General features: G+C 46.0%; 20 protein-coding genes, 1 tRNA gene and 1 pseudogene. 16 read left to right on the top strand and 6 right to left on the bottom strand.

Translation table 11 applies throughout. The features are described from left to right. Positions 1–92 precede the first annotated feature (92 nt). Positions 93–1175 carry an alanine dehydrogenase gene (gene ald / locus PSE6802_RS0120210; protein ID WP_019501862.1) on the top strand — a complete coding sequence of 361 codons (1083 nt, stop codon included), beginning with the start codon at positions 93–95 and terminating at the stop codon, positions 1173–1175. On the opposite strand, the gene PSE6802_RS29810 is transcribed toward ald, so the two are convergent. After that, positions 1172–1369 (bottom strand): DUF29 family protein, encoded by a 198-nt coding sequence (locus PSE6802_RS29810; RefSeq protein ID WP_019501861.1) that lies wholly within the window; start codon positions 1367–1369, stop codon positions 1172–1174. The genes ald and PSE6802_RS29810 overlap by 4 nt on opposite strands. Before the next feature lie 460 nt (positions 1370–1829). On the opposite strand from PSE6802_RS29810, the gene PSE6802_RS0120200 reads away from it, so the two are divergent. Then, entirely contained in the window at positions 1830–3755 is a 1926-nt protein-coding gene (locus PSE6802_RS0120200; protein WP_019501860.1) for an APC family permease, read from the top strand. Between the two features lie 4 nt (positions 3756–3759). Here the strand turns inward: PSE6802_RS0120200 and PSE6802_RS0120195 are convergent, their stop codons facing one another. Continuing rightward, complete coding sequence (locus PSE6802_RS0120195) at positions 3760–4089, bottom strand: 2Fe-2S iron-sulfur cluster-binding protein (protein ID WP_019501859.1); 330 nt, start codon at positions 4087–4089, stop codon at positions 3760–3762. A 95-nt stretch (positions 4090–4184) separates the two neighbouring features. On the opposite strand from PSE6802_RS0120195, the gene nusB reads away from it, so the two are divergent. After that, on the top strand, positions 4185–4805 hold the full coding sequence (gene nusB, locus PSE6802_RS0120190; protein ID WP_019501858.1) for a transcription antitermination factor NusB: 621 nt from the start codon (positions 4185–4187) through the stop codon (positions 4803–4805). 17 nt (positions 4806–4822) lie between these two features. On the opposite strand, the gene PSE6802_RS31370 is transcribed toward nusB, so the two are convergent. Both PSE6802_RS31370 and PSE6802_RS0120180 read right to left on the bottom strand, forming a co-directional pair. Further along, a complete protein-coding gene (locus PSE6802_RS31370) occupies positions 4823–5467 on the bottom strand; it encodes a phycobilisome rod-core linker polypeptide (RefSeq protein WP_019501857.1) in 645 nt (214 codons plus the stop codon). Between the two features lie 161 nt (positions 5468–5628). After that, positions 5629–6099: a globin family protein gene (locus PSE6802_RS0120180; protein WP_019501856.1), complete on the bottom strand. Its 471-nt coding sequence runs from the start codon at positions 6097–6099 to the stop codon at positions 5629–5631. A 299-nt stretch (positions 6100–6398) separates the two neighbouring features. Here PSE6802_RS0120180 and PSE6802_RS0120175 point away from each other — a divergent pair, with 299 nt between their 5' ends. From PSE6802_RS0120175 to PSE6802_RS0120140, 9 genes and pseudogenes are all read left to right on the top strand, one after another. Beyond that, on the top strand, positions 6399–7400 hold the full coding sequence (locus PSE6802_RS0120175; RefSeq protein ID WP_019501855.1) for an ABC transporter ATP-binding protein: 1002 nt from the start codon (positions 6399–6401) through the stop codon (positions 7398–7400). A gap of 47 nt (positions 7401–7447) precedes the next feature. Continuing rightward, positions 7448–7520, top strand: a tRNA-Phe gene (locus PSE6802_RS0120170). Positions 7521–7703: 183 nt separating this feature from the next. Further along, positions 7704–8236, top strand: a pseudogene (locus PSE6802_RS32170) (nucleotide-binding domain containing protein); the annotation flags it as partial. 10 nt (positions 8237–8246) lie between these two features. After that, a complete protein-coding gene (locus PSE6802_RS0120160) occupies positions 8247–8972 on the top strand; it encodes a PmeII family type II restriction endonuclease (protein WP_019501853.1) in 726 nt (241 codons plus the stop codon). 80 nt (positions 8973–9052) lie between these two features. Further along, positions 9053–10357, top strand: coding sequence for a DNA (cytosine-5-)-methyltransferase (gene dcm, locus PSE6802_RS29795; protein ID WP_036945683.1), 1305 nt, complete (start codon positions 9053–9055; stop codon positions 10355–10357). 199 nt (positions 10358–10556) lie between these two features. Further along, a complete protein-coding gene (locus PSE6802_RS29790; RefSeq protein ID WP_019501851.1) occupies positions 10557–10724 on the top strand; it encodes a hypothetical protein in 168 nt (55 codons plus the stop codon). An 18-nt stretch (positions 10725–10742) separates the two neighbouring features. Next, complete coding sequence (locus PSE6802_RS35940) at positions 10743–10859, top strand: hypothetical protein (RefSeq protein WP_083901723.1); 117 nt, start codon at positions 10743–10745, stop codon at positions 10857–10859. Positions 10860–10934: 75 nt separating this feature from the next. After that, on the top strand, positions 10935–11171 hold the full coding sequence (locus tag PSE6802_RS0120145) for a hypothetical protein (protein ID WP_019501850.1): 237 nt from the start codon (positions 10935–10937) through the stop codon (positions 11169–11171). Then, entirely contained in the window at positions 11158–11493 is a 336-nt protein-coding gene (locus PSE6802_RS0120140) for a type II toxin-antitoxin system PemK/MazF family toxin (protein ID WP_019501849.1), read from the top strand. The genes PSE6802_RS0120145 and PSE6802_RS0120140 overlap by 14 nt, the downstream gene beginning before the upstream one ends. Positions 11494–11509: 16 nt before the next feature. Here the strand turns inward: PSE6802_RS0120140 and PSE6802_RS34945 are convergent, their stop codons facing one another. Continuing rightward, a complete protein-coding gene (locus PSE6802_RS34945) occupies positions 11510–11698 on the bottom strand; it encodes a hypothetical protein (RefSeq protein WP_156815604.1) in 189 nt (62 codons plus the stop codon). A gap of 90 nt (positions 11699–11788) precedes the next feature. On the opposite strand from PSE6802_RS34945, the gene PSE6802_RS0120135 reads away from it, so the two are divergent. Next, the gene (locus PSE6802_RS0120135; RefSeq protein WP_019501848.1) at positions 11789–12253 is read left to right on the top strand and encodes a helix-turn-helix domain-containing protein; all 465 of its coding nucleotides are present in this window, start codon (positions 11789–11791) and stop codon (positions 12251–12253) included. 84 nt (positions 12254–12337) lie between these two features. Here PSE6802_RS0120135 and PSE6802_RS0120130 read toward each other — a convergent pair whose 3' ends face one another. Next, on the bottom strand, positions 12338–13042 hold the full coding sequence (locus PSE6802_RS0120130; RefSeq protein WP_026103434.1) for a nucleotide exchange factor GrpE: 705 nt from the start codon (positions 13040–13042) through the stop codon (positions 12338–12340). Positions 13043–13138: 96 nt separating this feature from the next. Here PSE6802_RS0120130 and recA point away from each other — a divergent pair, with 96 nt between their 5' ends. The 3 genes from recA to PSE6802_RS0120115 all read left to right on the top strand — a co-directional run bounded on the left by recA (position 13139) and on the right by PSE6802_RS0120115 (position 15295). Further along, on the top strand, positions 13139–14239 hold the full coding sequence (recA, locus tag PSE6802_RS0120125; RefSeq protein WP_036946703.1) for a recombinase RecA: 1101 nt from the start codon (positions 13139–13141) through the stop codon (positions 14237–14239). A gap of 175 nt (positions 14240–14414) precedes the next feature. After that, positions 14415–14552 carry a hypothetical protein gene (locus PSE6802_RS33705; RefSeq protein WP_019501845.1) on the top strand — a complete coding sequence of 46 codons (138 nt, stop codon included), beginning with the start codon at positions 14415–14417 and terminating at the stop codon, positions 14550–14552. A 56-nt stretch (positions 14553–14608) separates the two neighbouring features. Next, entirely contained in the window at positions 14609–15295 is a 687-nt protein-coding gene (locus PSE6802_RS0120115; protein ID WP_019501844.1) for an HAD family hydrolase, read from the top strand. The last annotated feature ends 30 nt before the right edge of the window (positions 15296–15325 follow it).

Genomic DNA, 15325 nt, shown 5'->3' with positions numbered 1-15325 from the left:
GATTTTATAAAGTGCTACCAAGGCTCAAAAATCACAAAGCCGATCGCTGACCGCTGATAGCCAGAAAGTCTTATACCTGCGAGCTAAAAATTATGAAAATCGGCGTGCCTAAAGAGATTAAAGATCGTGAGTTTCGCGTCGGTTTAACCCCTGCGGCGATCGCTACTCTAGTCGAACGTTCCCATGCGGTGAAGGTAGAGACTGGTGCGGGTATGGGTGCCGGATTTTCCGATCGCGATTACGAAGCAGTGGGTGCGGCGATCGCCAGTAGCGCCCAAGAAGTTTACGCTCAGGATATGGTGGTTAAGGTCAAGGAACCTTTGCCCTCGGAATACGAACTGCTGCACGATCGACTCGTACTATTTACCTATTTGCATCTCGCCGCCAGCCACGATCTAACGGCGGCATTAATGCGATCGGGTGCCACCTGCATTGCCTACGAAACCGTGCAGTTAGCGAACGGACAGTTACCACTGCTCACACCCATGAGTATTATTGCCGGACGTTTGTCTGTACAATTTGGCGCGCATTTCCTCACCAAGCAACAAGGTGGTAGCGGCGTGCTACTGGGCGGCATTCCTGGCGTGCGCCCCGGTCGCGTTGTCGTACTTGGCGGTGGTGTAGTGGGTACGGAAGCAGCTCGTATGGCTGTAGGTTTGGGCGCAAGGGTACAGATTCTGGACGTGAATTTGACTCGTTTAAGCGAGTTGGAAATTATTTTTGGCTCGCGAGTAGAGTTACTGTATAGCACGCCCAGCAATATTACCGAAACCGTGAAGGATGCCGATCTGGTGGTTGGAGCAGTGCTGGTAACGGGTAAACGCGCTCCCGTCTTGGTTTCTAAGGATCTGGTTAGTAATATGCGATCGCATTCCGTCATCGTTGATGTTGCCGTCGATCAAGGTGGCTGCATCGAAACCATGCGTCCCACCTCCCACAGCCAACCCGTCTACGAAATGGCGGGAGTACTGCACTACGGCGTACCCAATATGCCCGGAGCAGTACCGTGGACGGCAACGCAAGCGCTGGTAAATTCGACCTTGCCGTATGTGAAAATGCTTAGTGATCGCGGCTTAGATGCCCTGGAAGACCCCGCCCTTGCCAAGGGATTAAATATCAAGAACGGTCGAATAATGCATCCTGCTGTAGCAGAAGCCTTTCCAGATCTAGCTTAGATATAGCCATAGGCAGATCTGTAAAGCACAATTAACCTGCTTTTTAGTTCGCGCTTATCCCTACCTGCTAATCCCTCTAACTCATCCACCAAATGCTCGATGTCAATGTTTTGCAGATCGCCCCGTTTCAGTTGAGCGCTCGTTTCTTCTAACCACAGATTTAGGTCAGTCTCGTACCCGATCTTTTGCAGCATAGCTGTTAGCAAATTGTGACTGAATTATACATCGAAGCCTTTCCAGATTTTGTAGATGTAGCGATGACCCTGGTTGACTGACAAAACTTTTTGCTTGGCGGTTGTAGACGCGAATCGGCTTCTCGCAAAGTAACCGCAGCTACAAGAGCGAAATCCACTTGTGCGGATTGTCAGAACCCTTGGTGCATGTAGTCTGCGGAGGCAGACTTTGTTCTTGCAGGCTCGAATTTATTCGCCAGCGCCCATTAACGAATTCATGGGTATTTATGACTTTTGTCAGTCAACCAGTCTAGTGTTCTGTCAAGGATTTTTTGATGGGTTGAAAAACCTCAAAAAACACACTCAGCTAACTTCTCAACTTCGGGCTACCCATCATCTAAAAGTTGACAGACTACTAGGTGTCGCAAGCTGCTTTAAGATTTAAGATGGCATATTATTTCCGAAGTCGGAGCAGCACTGAATGGCTGGGCGTATTCGAGCCAAAAAATACCGCAAGCGGGTCGTGTTCTGGTTGCTAAGTAAGGATCGAGCCGAGGCAGGTGGACATCACCCAAAACATGCCTGGTGGCAGGTTATGTGTCTGACAGGTGTTGATTACTTCTCGACACTGGGTTACCAGCCTGGAATTGCAGCTTTAGCCGCAGGTGCTCTCTCTCCCATCGCAACTTTAATTTTGGTATTGCTTACTCTCTTAGGAGCCTTACCCATCTATCGACAGGTTGCCACTATAAGTCCCCATGGAGAGGGGTCGATTGCCATGCTCGAACGCCTCCTCTCCTGGTGGCAGGGCAAGTTATTCGTGCTTTGTCTGCTGGGTTTCTTAGCAACTGATTTTATTATCACCATTACCCTTTCAGCAGCTGATGCCACGGCTCACATCGTCGAGAATCCTCTGGCACCAGCATTCCTAGACGGTCAGTCCGTCAGCATCACGCTTTTTCTCATTGGTTTACTAGGAGCAGTATTTCTCAAGGGTTTCCGCGAAGCGATCGGGATTGCTGTTTTTCTAGTTGCAGCCTACTTGTTGTTAAACTTTATTGTTATTTGTGCTGGTATTCAGCATGTCTGGCAAAACCCGTCGGTTATTAACGATTGGCAGCGACTCTTATTTGCCGAGCATAGTAATCCTCTAGCTATGTTGGGTGCTGCTGCTTTCCTGTTCCCAAAATTAGCGTTGGGACTATCTGGTTTTGAGACTGGGGTGGCGGTCATGCCTCTGGTCAAGGGCAATCCCAACGATACAGAGGCACATCCTCGCGGTCGGGTACTCAACACGTATAAACTCCTGACTCTGGCGGCTGCGATCATGAGCGTCTTCCTGTTGTCAAGCAGTCTGGTGACCACGTTGCTGATTCCTCTCTCCGAATTCCAACCCGGTGGTGCTGCTAGCGGTCGCGCCCTTGCCTATTTAGCTCACAAATACTTGGGGAATTTCGTTGGTACGCTTTACGATCTCAGTACGATTTGCATTCTCTGGTTTGCTGGTGCATCTGCAATGGCAGGGCTGCTCAATATCGTCCCACGCTATCTGCCCCGCTACGGCATGGCTCCCAACTGGGCGCGTTACTCGCGCCCTCTCGTCCTGGTCTATACAGCGATCGCTTTTGCAGTCACGATTCTATTTAATGCTAATGTCGATGCCCAGGGTGGAGCCTATGCCACGGGCGTGTTGGTATTGATGAGTTCTGCGGCATTTGCGGTTACTTTGGCTGCTTATTATCGGCGATCGCGTCGCGGCACGATAGTTTTTAGCCTGATTACATTAGTGTTTCTATACACTACCGTTCTCAATATTTTTGAGAGACCGGACGGTGTCAAAATTGCGGCTTTCTTCATCGGTGCAATCGTACTCACTTCGCTAATTTCGCGGGTCTGGCGATCGACTGAGATTCGGGCAGAGCAGGTTCAACTAGACGATACAGCTCGCGACTTCATTACAGCAGCAAGTCATCATGCCGTCCGCATAATTGCGCATCGTCCTCGAACAGGTACTCTTGAGGAATATCTCTTCAAAGAAACTGAAATGCGTTCCGATAACCACATTCCTGGGAGCGATCCAGTCATGTTTTTGGAAGTTAAGATATCTGACGCCTCCGAATTTGTCGAAACAATACAGGTAGAAGGCGTACAAATTGGTAACTATCCCATTCTACGAGCTCGTAGTGCCGCCGTACCCAATGCGATCGCCGCCATCCTGCTGGAAATCCGCGATCGAACAGGTAACATACCACATGCCTACTTCGGCTGGGCAGAAGGCAATCCCGTGCAGTATTTGTTGCGGTTCCTCTTATTTGGCGAAGGGGATACAGCAGTCATAACCCGTGAAGTACTGCGCAGAGCAGAGAAGAACCCGGAAAACCGCCCGTCTATACACGTTGGAGGATAAAGGATTATGCCGATCGCCCAAACCGAACTTCATAAACCTCTTGCTCTTTTTCCGTCACGATTTCCAGATCGGATTTAGGGTAGGAAACGCACAACAACACGTAACCCTTAGCATCGAGTTCTTCGCCCATACCGCCCACGCCCATGCCCTGGCTTTGATCGACTTCGCCGCTGGTTAACTGAGCGGCGCAGCTAGTACAAACGCCCGCATAACACGAACAGGGTAGTTCCACGCCTTGCTCGTGGGCTGCCTCTAGAACTGACTGGTTTTCAGGTACGGAGATCTCGTAGACCTGACCTTGATGGTGTAACTTAGCAGTAAAAGTCTGACTCATACAAAAACTGATAGGATGATCGAGTTATTTTAGCTCCCGATCTGTTTTAACACTCGATTTTAACACTCGATCGTTCTCTACCATCCTTGGAACCTATGCAAGTCCGAAGTATCGCCCGCGAACTCGCCCTCCTCACTATCAGTCAACTCCCCACCCAGCGTCAAAATCTCGACAAAAAAACAATCGATGACATGGTAATCGCAGCGGTGCGATCGCTTACCGAAGAGGTCAAAGAAATGCTAGCTACTGCCAGTGCCGAACTGCAACGCGGACAGGAAAAACTGCTCAACAGCCACACCCGTGCCGCCGACATTGACGCTTCCAGAGAATTTGTGAACGAGTCGATTACTCTCACCCAAACAGCGATTAACCGCGTGGGTATCGCGCTGGATTTCCCGCAGCTATTTGAAGTGTCGCGCCAGACTGAAATCCGCGCCTATACCGTAGAGATTTTACACAAAGTACATGAAGAAAGAGCGCAGATCGATGCCATCCTCAACAATGCTTTGATCGATTGGCAACTCAAGAGGCTAGCAGAAATCGACCGCCAGATTCTGCGCATTGCGGTAGCAGATATGGTCTTTTTGGGAACGCCACACCAAATAGCCATCAACGAGGCAGTAGAACTGGCTAAGCGCTACAGTGTCGAAGATGGCTATCGGTTTATTAATGGGGTGCTACGGTCAGTACGCGATCGCCTCAAAGCCGAGAAATAAGGCTTGCGATCGCGCTACTAACGACCAGTCTTAGCCGCATAGCGCATTTGCGCGCGTTGGCCAGGAGGCATATTCTTGACTGCTCTGCGAGCATTTTCCTCATTTTGCAATGCCTTAACCAGTTCTTCGGCTTCAGCTTCAAGCGTCATCAAGTAGTCCGCTTCAGGCATGATTGAATTTTCCGCTACAGGTTCTGACTTGTGGGCTAAACCTAGCTCGTACATATAGGTTGAGAGCTTCATAAAGCGAGGGTGTGGTACGGTAAACAGACCAAAAGTTTTACGATATTCCTCCGAGCCAGTCATCTCGCTAATTACTTTGGATGTACCCTGCTTCATGAGAATGTCCATATACATCTCAACTTCATACCTATCCTTAGGAGTGCGCCCGAGGAAGTGCTTAAAACAACCTTCTACGAACTTTAGATTGGAACTATTATAGAGAAATTGATTGAGATAGAGACTCGAATTACCTAGTGCTTGTAGGAAATGGCGGATTCCCAGCTTACCACTGAGAAAATCTTTCTCCTGGCTAGCCAGCATCTTACGCTCGGACTCATAGGGCTGTCTCTCTAATACCTGAGCGTAGATTCGTCGCAGGGCAATTTGCCGTTCTTCTAGGGTAGAATTGCGCTCTAGGGTAATGATTCGAGTATCGTTCATGGTTGTAGGTTCCTTAAATAGTGATGATTTCTTTGGAGTAACTCGGATAGCATAGAAGTAAAAGCTACTAAGGGAAACGCGGTTAAATAATGTCCCCACCGTGGGATGCATCAGGCGATCGCCGTAACGCTATTGTGGGTATCTTATTTTCACGTAATTCCCTAACTTCTAGCCAGCATCGCTACAATCATATCCGTGTAGGGCTTGGCTAGGGTTGCACATTCAGATGGGAACTTCTTATCGATCAGCTTCTGGAGATTTTGATAAACAGTCGAGCAGTCAGCTGCTACGGAGTAGCTATTGAGGATGTTGGTTAACCAGTCAATCAGTTGATCGCGAAAGAAATCCTCATCATTGCGTAAAATAGATATAGCCATGTAGCGTAAGGTCTCAGTCATGTCATATCTACACCTAGCTGCTTGGCGCTGATACAAGGCGGGATACTCTTTGGCAATTTTATCCATTGATTTATCTAGAAATTCTTCCGCAGTATCGCGTAACAGCTTATAGGTTGTTAACCTGGTATTAAAGCTACCAGCATATATTTCTATTTGTGACAAGTCTCCGTTGGTAAGGTAAGACTTTTCAATCGTTTTAGCTTTATCTTCAAGCAGGCGAGTAATTGTTCTCATTTAAGTTCCACTGATTAGACAATAGCTTTACTAACTTTACTTAGGGTTTGAGCGCGCGTAGCTAAGGCGTTAGCTTTCCCCCACAAACATATAAGTACCCGTCTGTGAGTTAGAAGATGACATCGTTAATGAAAGTTAACATTATCTTTTGCCTCAAAGATGCATCAAATGGTCTATTTTGCGATAAATCGCCAACTCAGCCAGCGATCGCACCTAATATAATGTCTGCTGAGCTAATGTTACGTATATGTAACAATTAACTAAAAAGCAGCAATTCTAATGGAGCGATGAGACCACTAATGCAGCCAGCGTTATTGATTCAAGATTTGCGCAAATCTTACGACAAGGCGATCGCTGTCGATGGGATTTCACTGACCGTTGCGCCGGGACAAATTTACGGTCTGTTAGGCCCAAATGGTGCGGGTAAAACCACCACCCTACGCTGTATTTGCACCCTGACAGCCCCAGACTCCGGTGTAGTTAAAGTATGCAGCGAGAGCGATCCTAGAGTTATCAGGCAACGCTTAGGCTACGTGGCGCAGGAAGTTGCCCTTGACAAAGTATTGACTGGGCGCGAGTTGCTAGAATTTCATGCCGCGCTTTACCACATATCACCTGCGCTGATTAAGTCAAGAATTGACTCCGTCCTGGAACTATTACAACTGGGCGAATATGCCGATCGCTTATCTGGAACTTATTCCGGTGGCTTAAAGAAGCGCCTCGACCTCGCTGCCGGACTGCTACACCAACCCCAAGTTTTGGTTTTAGACGAACCCACAGTGGGGCTAGATATTCAGACCAGGCTGGCGATCTGGGATTTTCTGCGTCAGTTACGCAACTCCGGCGTGACGATTTTGCTCACCAGTCATTACTTAGAGGAAATAGATGCCCTCGCCGATCGCGTCGCCATTATCGATCGCGGCAAGATTATCGCTGAAGGTACGCCAACGGAATTAAAGTCTCAAGTGGGAGGCGATCGCCTCACAGTCCGCATTCGCGAATTTGCCGAGCGCCAAGAAGCCGAACGGGCACTAGCTAGCCTCAATAGTCTGGATTTTGTCAAAAGCGGTTTAATTAACTCAGCTCAAGGTAATGCGATTAACCTGGTAATTGCACCCAATCTAGATGCAGTTAGCCAGATTCAAACCGCGCTTGCCCAAGCAGGCATGAATGTATTTAGCCTTACCCAATCCCGCCCCAGCCTGGACGATGTATTTTTAGCTGCCACGGGTCAGACCATCCAGGACGTGGAAATTGCCCAAGCCGAAGAAATCTTAGCCACAAAAAAACGAAGAAAGTAGCATAGATTTCAATTGTTCTGTGTTATATTCATAAAGCGCAAAAAACAGCCGGGATAGCTCAGTTGGTAGAGCAGAGGACTGAAAATCCTCGTGTCACGAGTTCAAGTCTCGTTCCTGGCATAACTGAACACTAGATATAGCGTAGGTTTCAGAGATTTTAACCATCCAGACACTAGGATATTAGCTGTCCTATTGTCCTAGAGTGTCCTATTTTTTGGATTAACTTAATCCATTAACTTAATGCTCTAGCATAAGAAACTGACATAAACCCTTTTGATGAGCATTTTTACTTAGTTGTAAGCCGCCTCAATCGTTGGTTCTCATGTCAAAAAGACCACGGAGCAATTAGAGAGGCTCTTGCAAGCAGAAGGGACTGCGGCGATCGCTGTCGCCCGTTTATTAGACGATCCATCTGCCACTACTCCCATCTTGCTATTTGCGACATTAGGTAAAATGGAAGCGGCCCATAATTCTGGACAAACCGCTGTAGTCTTCACCAGCCGTCAGAAACTGGCATTTAAGGACGTACGGATACGTCTAGCTTTTAGTCAAGCGGTTTCGGCTTTGTTAATGGATGTCGTGCGCGGACTACCAGCGGATATTAGCTTTTTGATTAGTAAGGGAGGGATTACAACGATGTATTGAGTATGGGTTTGGCTTTGCCGGCGGCGTGTTTACTAGGTCGAATTCTGGTAGGTTGCTCAGTAGTCACCACTCCATCAAATCATCCACAGTTTCCGAATCCACCTGTGGTATTGTTCCCTGGCAATGTGGGCGACGCTGATGCTTTGGCAACTGTCTATCAACGATTAGTTAGAAGCCACCTAATAAATTAATGAGGAAAGTATGTCTGACCGCAATTTGGAGATTCTTGAAAAAGCTAAGCAATGGTTTAGAGACACTATTGCGATAAATCACATAGCTAATACGAAAAAATTAAAAAAATCCTCGGAATTTAACATCAATCCTTTTTTGGCTGTCTATTTAGCAAACTTTTTGACGGGTAATTCATCAGCCTTGAGCATTGCCAAAGCATTGATTTATCCAAGAGCCTTAGGTACATCCATAACTACATCATTTGGCACAAATATACAAAAATTCACAAATGACGTACTCGAGTCTTTTGGCAGTACAACTTCGGGAATTGATATTGAGTTCATCGATCAGATTGATAATCAAAAAAAGTTCTGCCAATTAAAAGCCGGACCAAATACTATAAACAGCGACGATGTTGAAACTATTGCCGATCATTTTAGTTCAGCCATCCGTCTAGCTCGAACAAATAACGTTAGGATTAGTTTTGACGATATGATTGTTGGCGTGATTTATGGAAGGAGAAATGAACTTAGCGGGCATTATAAAAGAATTACTAGTCAGTACCACTATCATGTCTATGTCGGAAAAGAATTTTGGCACCGTCTGACAGGAGATCCTGAGTTTTACGAGAAACTAATTTCTGCGATAGGTTCAGTTGCTACTGAAGCTGATTACAGCCGAGAACTTGATGAAGTCATCAAACAACTTGCAGAGCAAGAAGTCATTAACCAACTTTCAGAGCAAGAAGACAAGTAAAACTCCACGCAGTTGAGTTTGCAATATAGTGGAGAATCATCTATATTTATAACCATGATCAATGTTTTATTGTACAAGCCATGATTCCTGAGTACTATTCTATTGCCCAAGTTGCTGATATCTTAGGTATTTCAAAGGAGACACTCAGAAGATGGGATGATAGCGGTAAGCTAGTTCCTATAAGGCATCCTGAGAGCAATTACCGTTTGTATCATTTTTCTCAGTTGGACAACTTTGAAGAAGCTAAATGTCTATTCAATAGTTCTTGGGATCAAGAACTTCTCTCAAAACCAGTAAAATCCTTTAAATTGATTGAGCTATTTGCGGGAGCGGGTGGGCTTGCAATAGGAATGGAAAAAGCTGGCTTTTCTTCAGTACTACTTAATGAAATAGATAGAGATGCATGTAATACTTTGCGAAGAAATCGCCCTGCCTGGAATATTTTAGAAGGAGATATTACAAAAATAGATTTTTCCGAGTATGGAGGGGTCATCGATATCATTTCTGGAGGATTCCCATGCCAATCTTTTTCATATGCCGGTAAAAAGCTCGGGTTTGAGGATATTCGAGGCACTTTATTTTTTGAGTTTGCAAGAGCTGTCAAAGAAACTTCTCCCAAAGTTTTTCTTGCTGAGAATGTTCGAGGTTTGCTTAAGCACGATGAAGGGAGAACCTTAGAAGCAATATCTGGTGTTATTGACGAACTTGGTTATTATCTGGTTCCTCCAAGAGTTCTCAAAGCTATGTTCTATCAAGTTCCGCAAAAAAGAGAACGCCTTTTTTTAGTTTGTATACGAAAGGATCTTGCTAAAGATGTGGAATTTATTTGGCCTTCTCCTTACAAACGTATTATGACACTGAGAGATGCGCTAAAAGCTGGTGAACTATATCCAAATGACGTGCCAAAATCAGAAGGACAAAGATATCCTAGACGTAAAGCAGAGATTATGTCTTATGTTCCTGAGGGTGGTTACTGGCGTGACTTGCCCAATGAGTTGCAACGCGAATATATGATGAAGAGCTACTTCCTGGGTGGAGGGAAAACAGGTATGGCTCGACGATTGGCTTGGGATGAACCCAGCTTGACTTTAACTTGTGCTCCTGCCCAAAAACAAACAGAAAGATGCCATCCTGAAGAAACAAGGCCATTAACTGTTAGGGAGTATGCAAGGATACAAACATTCCCAGATGATTGGTCATTTTCAGGTTCAATACCATCTCAGTATAAACAAATAGGTAATGCTGTCCCTGTAAATCTTGCATATGCAGTTGGTAGAGCCTTAGTAAGATTGCTAAATGATATTGAAAAAACAGATACTTTTCCTTCCAAAAAGAATATTCTCAATAAAGAAATCAGTTGCTTTGGTCGTTTAGCTTTGCGCTAGTTCTACGACAAACCCTTTCAGACAGGGCTAATTTGGTTAATTCCCTCCGTCAAGTAATGGCCAACTCTCCTAATTGATCGCGGCATAAATCGTTATAGCTAAGTTCTTGCTACACTTAAAATAATTGTTAGTTTAGCCCTACACTAACTATGACTATACTGGATGCTACCATAGCCAAAATCGAACAACTGCCCAGGAAGTGAGCGATTATATTGACTTTCTGTTGCTAAAACAAGATGATAAGTGCTGGCAACAGTGGATGCAGTTCAGTGAGTCTCTGACAACAAGCGAATCTAATTTTAGCGATCATCTCAAGAACCTAGAAGATTATGAAGAACGTCTGGCACATGGAGAAATTAAGGCGTAGAAGTCATTAGAGGGGGACGTGGTACTCTGTGACCTCAATCCAGTAGTTGGCACAGAACTGTCAGGTATAAGACCAGTTGTAGTTACTCAGAATGGATTTACTTACTACCGAATCGGGATGCGATCGCACCAATAATTCCGTGGATTATCAAGTTTAGGTATTTTTGAGAATAAGAAAAACCATGTAAAATTGACTCAGGAGGATAAATTTATGAATCTTAGATCGGTTTCTGCTCATTTTAATGGGGAGCACATTCTTTTAGACGAAAAAATTGAATTAGAGCCAAATACAAAGCTGATTGTTACGGTACTTCCAAAACACGATCGCGATCGAGAAGAATGGCTTGATTTGTCTAGCAAAAGACTTGAAGATGCCTATGAACCAGATGAAGAAGATTATTCTCTAGATTTAATTAAAGAAGTCAATCCTTTATATGAAGGAAGGTGATGTCATCCTCACGCCAGTCGCGCAAGCTGATGGGAAGATCAAAAATCGCCCAGCAGTTATTTTGCGTGAAATACCACCTTACAAAGATTTCCTCGTTTGTGGCATCAGTACCCAGTTAAACCAACTAGTTCAAGGTTTTGATGAGATTATTTCTCCAGGGGATGCAGATTTTGTTTCTAGTGGATTAAGGTCTGAATCCTTGATTAGGTTGGGCTTTTTGGCAGTATTGCCACGAAGAAGTATCCTTGGTTCAATTGGTTCGATTTCACCAGAGCGACATAAGAGGTTGCTAAAAACGCTAAGTGACTATCTAATTAGATGAGTAAGACTAGCTATTTTTATCTTGAAACCATGATGGAAATTGTCATATTCTCATCGCAATTAAACTCGGCGTTCTTTTGCTCATTTGAAAATTGAACGATCGCTCCGATAAGTTTCAGAGTTGGGCTGAATAGACAAGCGATCGCGTCATTACCAAATTGACGGTAAGCAGTTTTACTAGCTAACGAATCAGGATGCGATCGCACCAATGATTCTGTGAATTACCAAATTAATAATACCAATTCTTCAAAGGTATACTACAGATAGTATACCCCCTAGATTTGAAGGCAGAGAGTATGGCAGGAGCGTACAAATTAGAAATCAGTCAGAGTGAGGCAGAACTCAAAAGCTTGTTATGCCAACAAAAAACGGTACGAGCTAGAGAGCGAGTGCAACTGTTGTACTTATTGAAGACGAAGCAAGCAGAAACCGTGCAAGCTGCCGCTGCCATGTTAGGACGCAATCGAGTCACGGTGCAGGATTGGCTGCGACTGTACCGCGAAGGCGGCATTGAGAGCCTACTGCACCAGAAAAAAGGTGGCGGACGACCGCGCAAAATTCCGGAATGGGCAGTATCGAGTTTGCAGCAGCGCTTGCAAACAGGGGAAGGGTTTGATAGCTATGGCGCGATTTGCGAGTGGTTAGAGGAAAGTCTAGGCGTATCAGCCGCATACAAGACCGTACACAAGTTGGTGCACGATCGCCTGCAAGCTTCACCCAAAGTAGCACGACTGCAAAGTGCGGCATTGGCAGAGGAGTAGTTGGACAGCTAAAAAAAACTGGTAGAGAATCTGGCGATACTGGTATTGGTTAGTCTGTCCACAGCTATATTTCTGCATCTGGTGTCAGAGCGCTTTGTTAGTGTCTGAACTTACCCTAGCTCGATAGAGTAACTTTCCCTGCTTTGTATAGCCTACATAGCGCACGATCGCAGGCGAGCCAACCTCAGCTTCGCCATCCATTAGTTCGTGCCAGTGGGGGTCATAGCTAACTCGTTCTCCCACCTGAGCAATGCGTTCGATGCCCCATGCTTTGAGCAACTCATCGAGAGGACGCAACAAAGGGATGAGATTGCGGGCAGGCATGGCGGAATTGTTTTGCGCAGCATAGGCAGCGGTTGGCAATTGCAATAACATCGATTCCAATTTTTCTAAGGTTGCCTGCTCAAACTCAGCACGTAGCTCTTGTCTTTGCTGAATGAGTTTTTCCTGCAAGTGCTTGGATTCGATCTCGCGTTCGATTGCCATATCTCCAGAGATATCGTTATTAAGATCGAGAGTAGATATTACGTCACCTGCCCCTCGATAATTTACATCATCAGTAATTGACTCAGATAGCAAATTACTGAAAATGTTCATAAATGCGGACAGATCGGTTTTGAGTAACTGGCTCAGCCGCATCAGATCCTGATATTTGAGGCTCTCGGCGCGACCTTGCCGAATTGTATCAACGGCGCGGCGAGATATACGGGCGCGATCGCGCAGTTCCCTAAAGCTAGGAACACCTGCGGCTTGCATAAGGCCGCGTAGCTCATCTGTACGGTCAAGCATGTCAGTAATTCGATAGTAATTAAATTTTAGTGATTGACTACAATGTCATAATCAAATATAAATATGATTATTGTACTTTTATTGTACTTAAACGCAATGGCACCAAAATCTAAGGCAGCACCAGCACCCCAGTCGAAAGTTAGCCCTGAGAAGCAAAAAGCTCTCGACCTGGTACTACAAAAAATTGAGAAAGATCACGGTAAGGGCGCAATTATGCGTCTGGGCGATGCGGTAGGGATGCGCGTGGAGACGATTCCCAGCGGTGCTCTGACCCTAGACCTGGCACTAGGTGGTGGGTTACCGAGGGGAAGGGTTATCGAGATTTACGGGCCTGAGAGTTCCGGTAAAACCACATTAGTATTGCACGCGATCGCGGAGGTACAGCGCCAGGGTGGAGTAGCTGCTTTTGTCGATGCCGAACACGCCCTCGATCCCACCTATGCCGCCAGGGTTGGCGTTGATATTGAAAACCTACTGGTGTCCCAGCCCGATACTGGTGAAATGGCTCTGGAAATAGTCGATAACCTCGTGCGATCGATGGCGGTGGATCTAGTCGCGATCGACTCCGTAGCTGCCCTGGTGCCTAAAGCCGAAATTGAGGGTGAAATGGGCGACTCGCATATGGGCTTGCAAGCCAGGTTGATGAGTCAGGCTCTGCGTAAAATTACTGGGAGCATTGGGCGCTCGAACTGCACGGTAATTTTCCTCAACCAACTACGCCAAAAAATCGGCGTTACCTACGGTTCCCCCGAAACCACTACTGGCGGTACCGCTTTGAAGTTCTATGCTTCCGTGCGCCTCGACATTCGCCGCATTCAGACGCTCAAAAAAGGTACGGAAGAATTTGGCATTCGCGCTAAGGTAAAGGTGGCAAAAAATAAAGTAGCTCCGCCTTTCCGCATCGCCGAATTTGACATTATTTTTGGTAAGGGTATTTCTACGTTGGGCTGCTTGCTAGATCTAGCAGAAGAAATGGCGATCGTCGTACGCAAGGGGGCTTGGTACAGCTACAAAGGGGAAAATGTCGCCCAAGGTCGAGACAATACGATTAAATATCTGGAAGATAAGTCTGAAATTGCCCAGGAAATAGAACAATTGGTACGCGAAAAGCTAGCTTCTGGAGTCGTGGTGTCTGCTACAAAGGTTGCTCCCAGTGAAGAAGAAGAAGAGGAAATGCCACCAATGGACGATCTCTAACTCAGATTAATTCTAAATTACTGATGTTACGCAGAGCACAATTTCCCTCATCCCCCAACCTCTTCTCCCCTTTTGGGAGAAGGGGAGTAAGTCAGTAGGCAACATTCTTGCAAAATGTACCGATACACGCCAGGGGCTGCACCTCCGTGCCTGCCCCTTGAAGAATTCGAGCAATATGATTACAAGCAAAGCGGGCGATCGCATCAAGATCGTACAAGGCGACATTACCCAACAAGCATTAGATGCCATGGTTAATCAATTGCGATCTATACGTTCCATAAGTAAACCTTCTACCTGCCATTTAATAATCTGAAGTAAGTAATTGTAACTATCAGCTAAAGTGGAATCAGAAGATTTAAAAAAAAATTTATGAGGAAGCGCTTATTTACCGATTTTGATGGGCCAATTATGGACGTGTCAGAACGGTATTTCCAGGTTTATAAATTTTGCCTCAAGCAAACAAAATTAGCAGGTCAAACCGTTACACCCCTCAGCAAGCGGGAATTCTGGGCACTCAAACGCGCTCAAGTCAATGAAAAAGACATAGCCCTGAAGTCTGGCCTGGTAGAACCAGGTCAAGCAGAACAGTTTGCCCAGCTAAGACGTTCCACCGTGCATACCGATTCATACTTCAAGCACGATCTAATTATTGAAGGGGCGATCGCGGCTTTAGAAAAAGCACAAGACGCTGGCATTGAACTTGCTGTAATGACAATGCGCCGCGAGCGCGAACTGCTACCGGTCTTGCATCAATATAATTTGACTAGATTTTTCCCCTCCGAGCGGCGCTTTTACTTGAGCAATGACTACGTCAAGACGGGCGATACCAAGGACAAGCCCAAGTTAATGAAGCGGGCGATCGCTACGCTACCAAAAGCAGATCGTCAGTGGATAGTTGGCGATACCGAAGCTGACATTGAGGCTGGCAAACAGCATGGCGTAAGCACTATCGGGATTCTCAGCGGTATTCGGAACGAGACTCAACTACGCTTGCAAAACCCCGATGCGATCGAACCGCACCTCATAGATGCTATAGAACTGGCGATCGCTAGTTAAGTCATCCCCGACTGAAGAACTCGCGCGCGG

The sequence above is a fragment of the Pseudanabaena sp. PCC 6802 genome (genome assembly GCF_000332175.1).
Taxonomy (GTDB): Bacteria; Cyanobacteriota; Cyanobacteriia; order Pseudanabaenales; family Pseudanabaenaceae; genus PCC-6802.
Note: the sequence above shows the minus strand (reverse complement) of the source record. Positions and strands in the feature narration are given on the sequence as shown.

Excerpts from the sequence above, each read along its gene's own strand:
- ald (WP_019501862.1), top strand. The coding sequence starts at position 93 with ATGAAAATCGGCGTGCCTAAAGAGATTAAAGATCGTGAGTTTCGCGTC.
- PSE6802_RS29810 (WP_019501861.1), bottom strand. The coding sequence starts at position 1,369 with ATGCTGCAAAAGATCGGGTACGAGACTGACCTAAATCTGTGGTTAGAA.
- PSE6802_RS0120200 (WP_019501860.1), top strand. The coding sequence starts at position 1,830 with ATGGCTGGGCGTATTCGAGCCAAAAAATACCGCAAGCGGGTCGTGTTC.
- PSE6802_RS0120195 (WP_019501859.1), bottom strand. The coding sequence starts at position 4,089 with ATGAGTCAGACTTTTACTGCTAAGTTACACCATCAAGGTCAGGTCTAC.
- nusB (WP_019501858.1), top strand. The coding sequence starts at position 4,185 with ATGCAAGTCCGAAGTATCGCCCGCGAACTCGCCCTCCTCACTATCAGT.
- PSE6802_RS31370 (WP_019501857.1), bottom strand. The coding sequence starts at position 5,467 with ATGAACGATACTCGAATCATTACCCTAGAGCGCAATTCTACCCTAGAA.
- PSE6802_RS0120180 (WP_019501856.1), bottom strand. The coding sequence starts at position 6,099 with ATGAGAACAATTACTCGCCTGCTTGAAGATAAAGCTAAAACGATTGAA.
- PSE6802_RS0120175 (WP_019501855.1), top strand. The coding sequence starts at position 6,399 with ATGCAGCCAGCGTTATTGATTCAAGATTTGCGCAAATCTTACGACAAG.
- PSE6802_RS0120160 (WP_019501853.1), top strand. The coding sequence starts at position 8,247 with ATGTCTGACCGCAATTTGGAGATTCTTGAAAAAGCTAAGCAATGGTTT.
- dcm (WP_036945683.1), top strand. The coding sequence starts at position 9,053 with ATGATTCCTGAGTACTATTCTATTGCCCAAGTTGCTGATATCTTAGGT.
- PSE6802_RS0120145 (WP_019501850.1), top strand. The coding sequence starts at position 10,935 with ATGAATCTTAGATCGGTTTCTGCTCATTTTAATGGGGAGCACATTCTT.
- PSE6802_RS0120140 (WP_019501849.1), top strand. The coding sequence starts at position 11,158 with ATGAAGGAAGGTGATGTCATCCTCACGCCAGTCGCGCAAGCTGATGGG.
- PSE6802_RS0120135 (WP_019501848.1), top strand. The coding sequence starts at position 11,789 with ATGGCAGGAGCGTACAAATTAGAAATCAGTCAGAGTGAGGCAGAACTC.
- PSE6802_RS0120130 (WP_026103434.1), bottom strand. The coding sequence starts at position 13,042 with ATGCTTGACCGTACAGATGAGCTACGCGGCCTTATGCAAGCCGCAGGT.
- recA (WP_036946703.1), top strand. The coding sequence starts at position 13,139 with ATGGCACCAAAATCTAAGGCAGCACCAGCACCCCAGTCGAAAGTTAGC.
- PSE6802_RS33705 (WP_019501845.1), top strand. The coding sequence starts at position 14,415 with ATGATTACAAGCAAAGCGGGCGATCGCATCAAGATCGTACAAGGCGAC.
- PSE6802_RS0120115 (WP_019501844.1), top strand. The coding sequence starts at position 14,609 with ATGAGGAAGCGCTTATTTACCGATTTTGATGGGCCAATTATGGACGTG.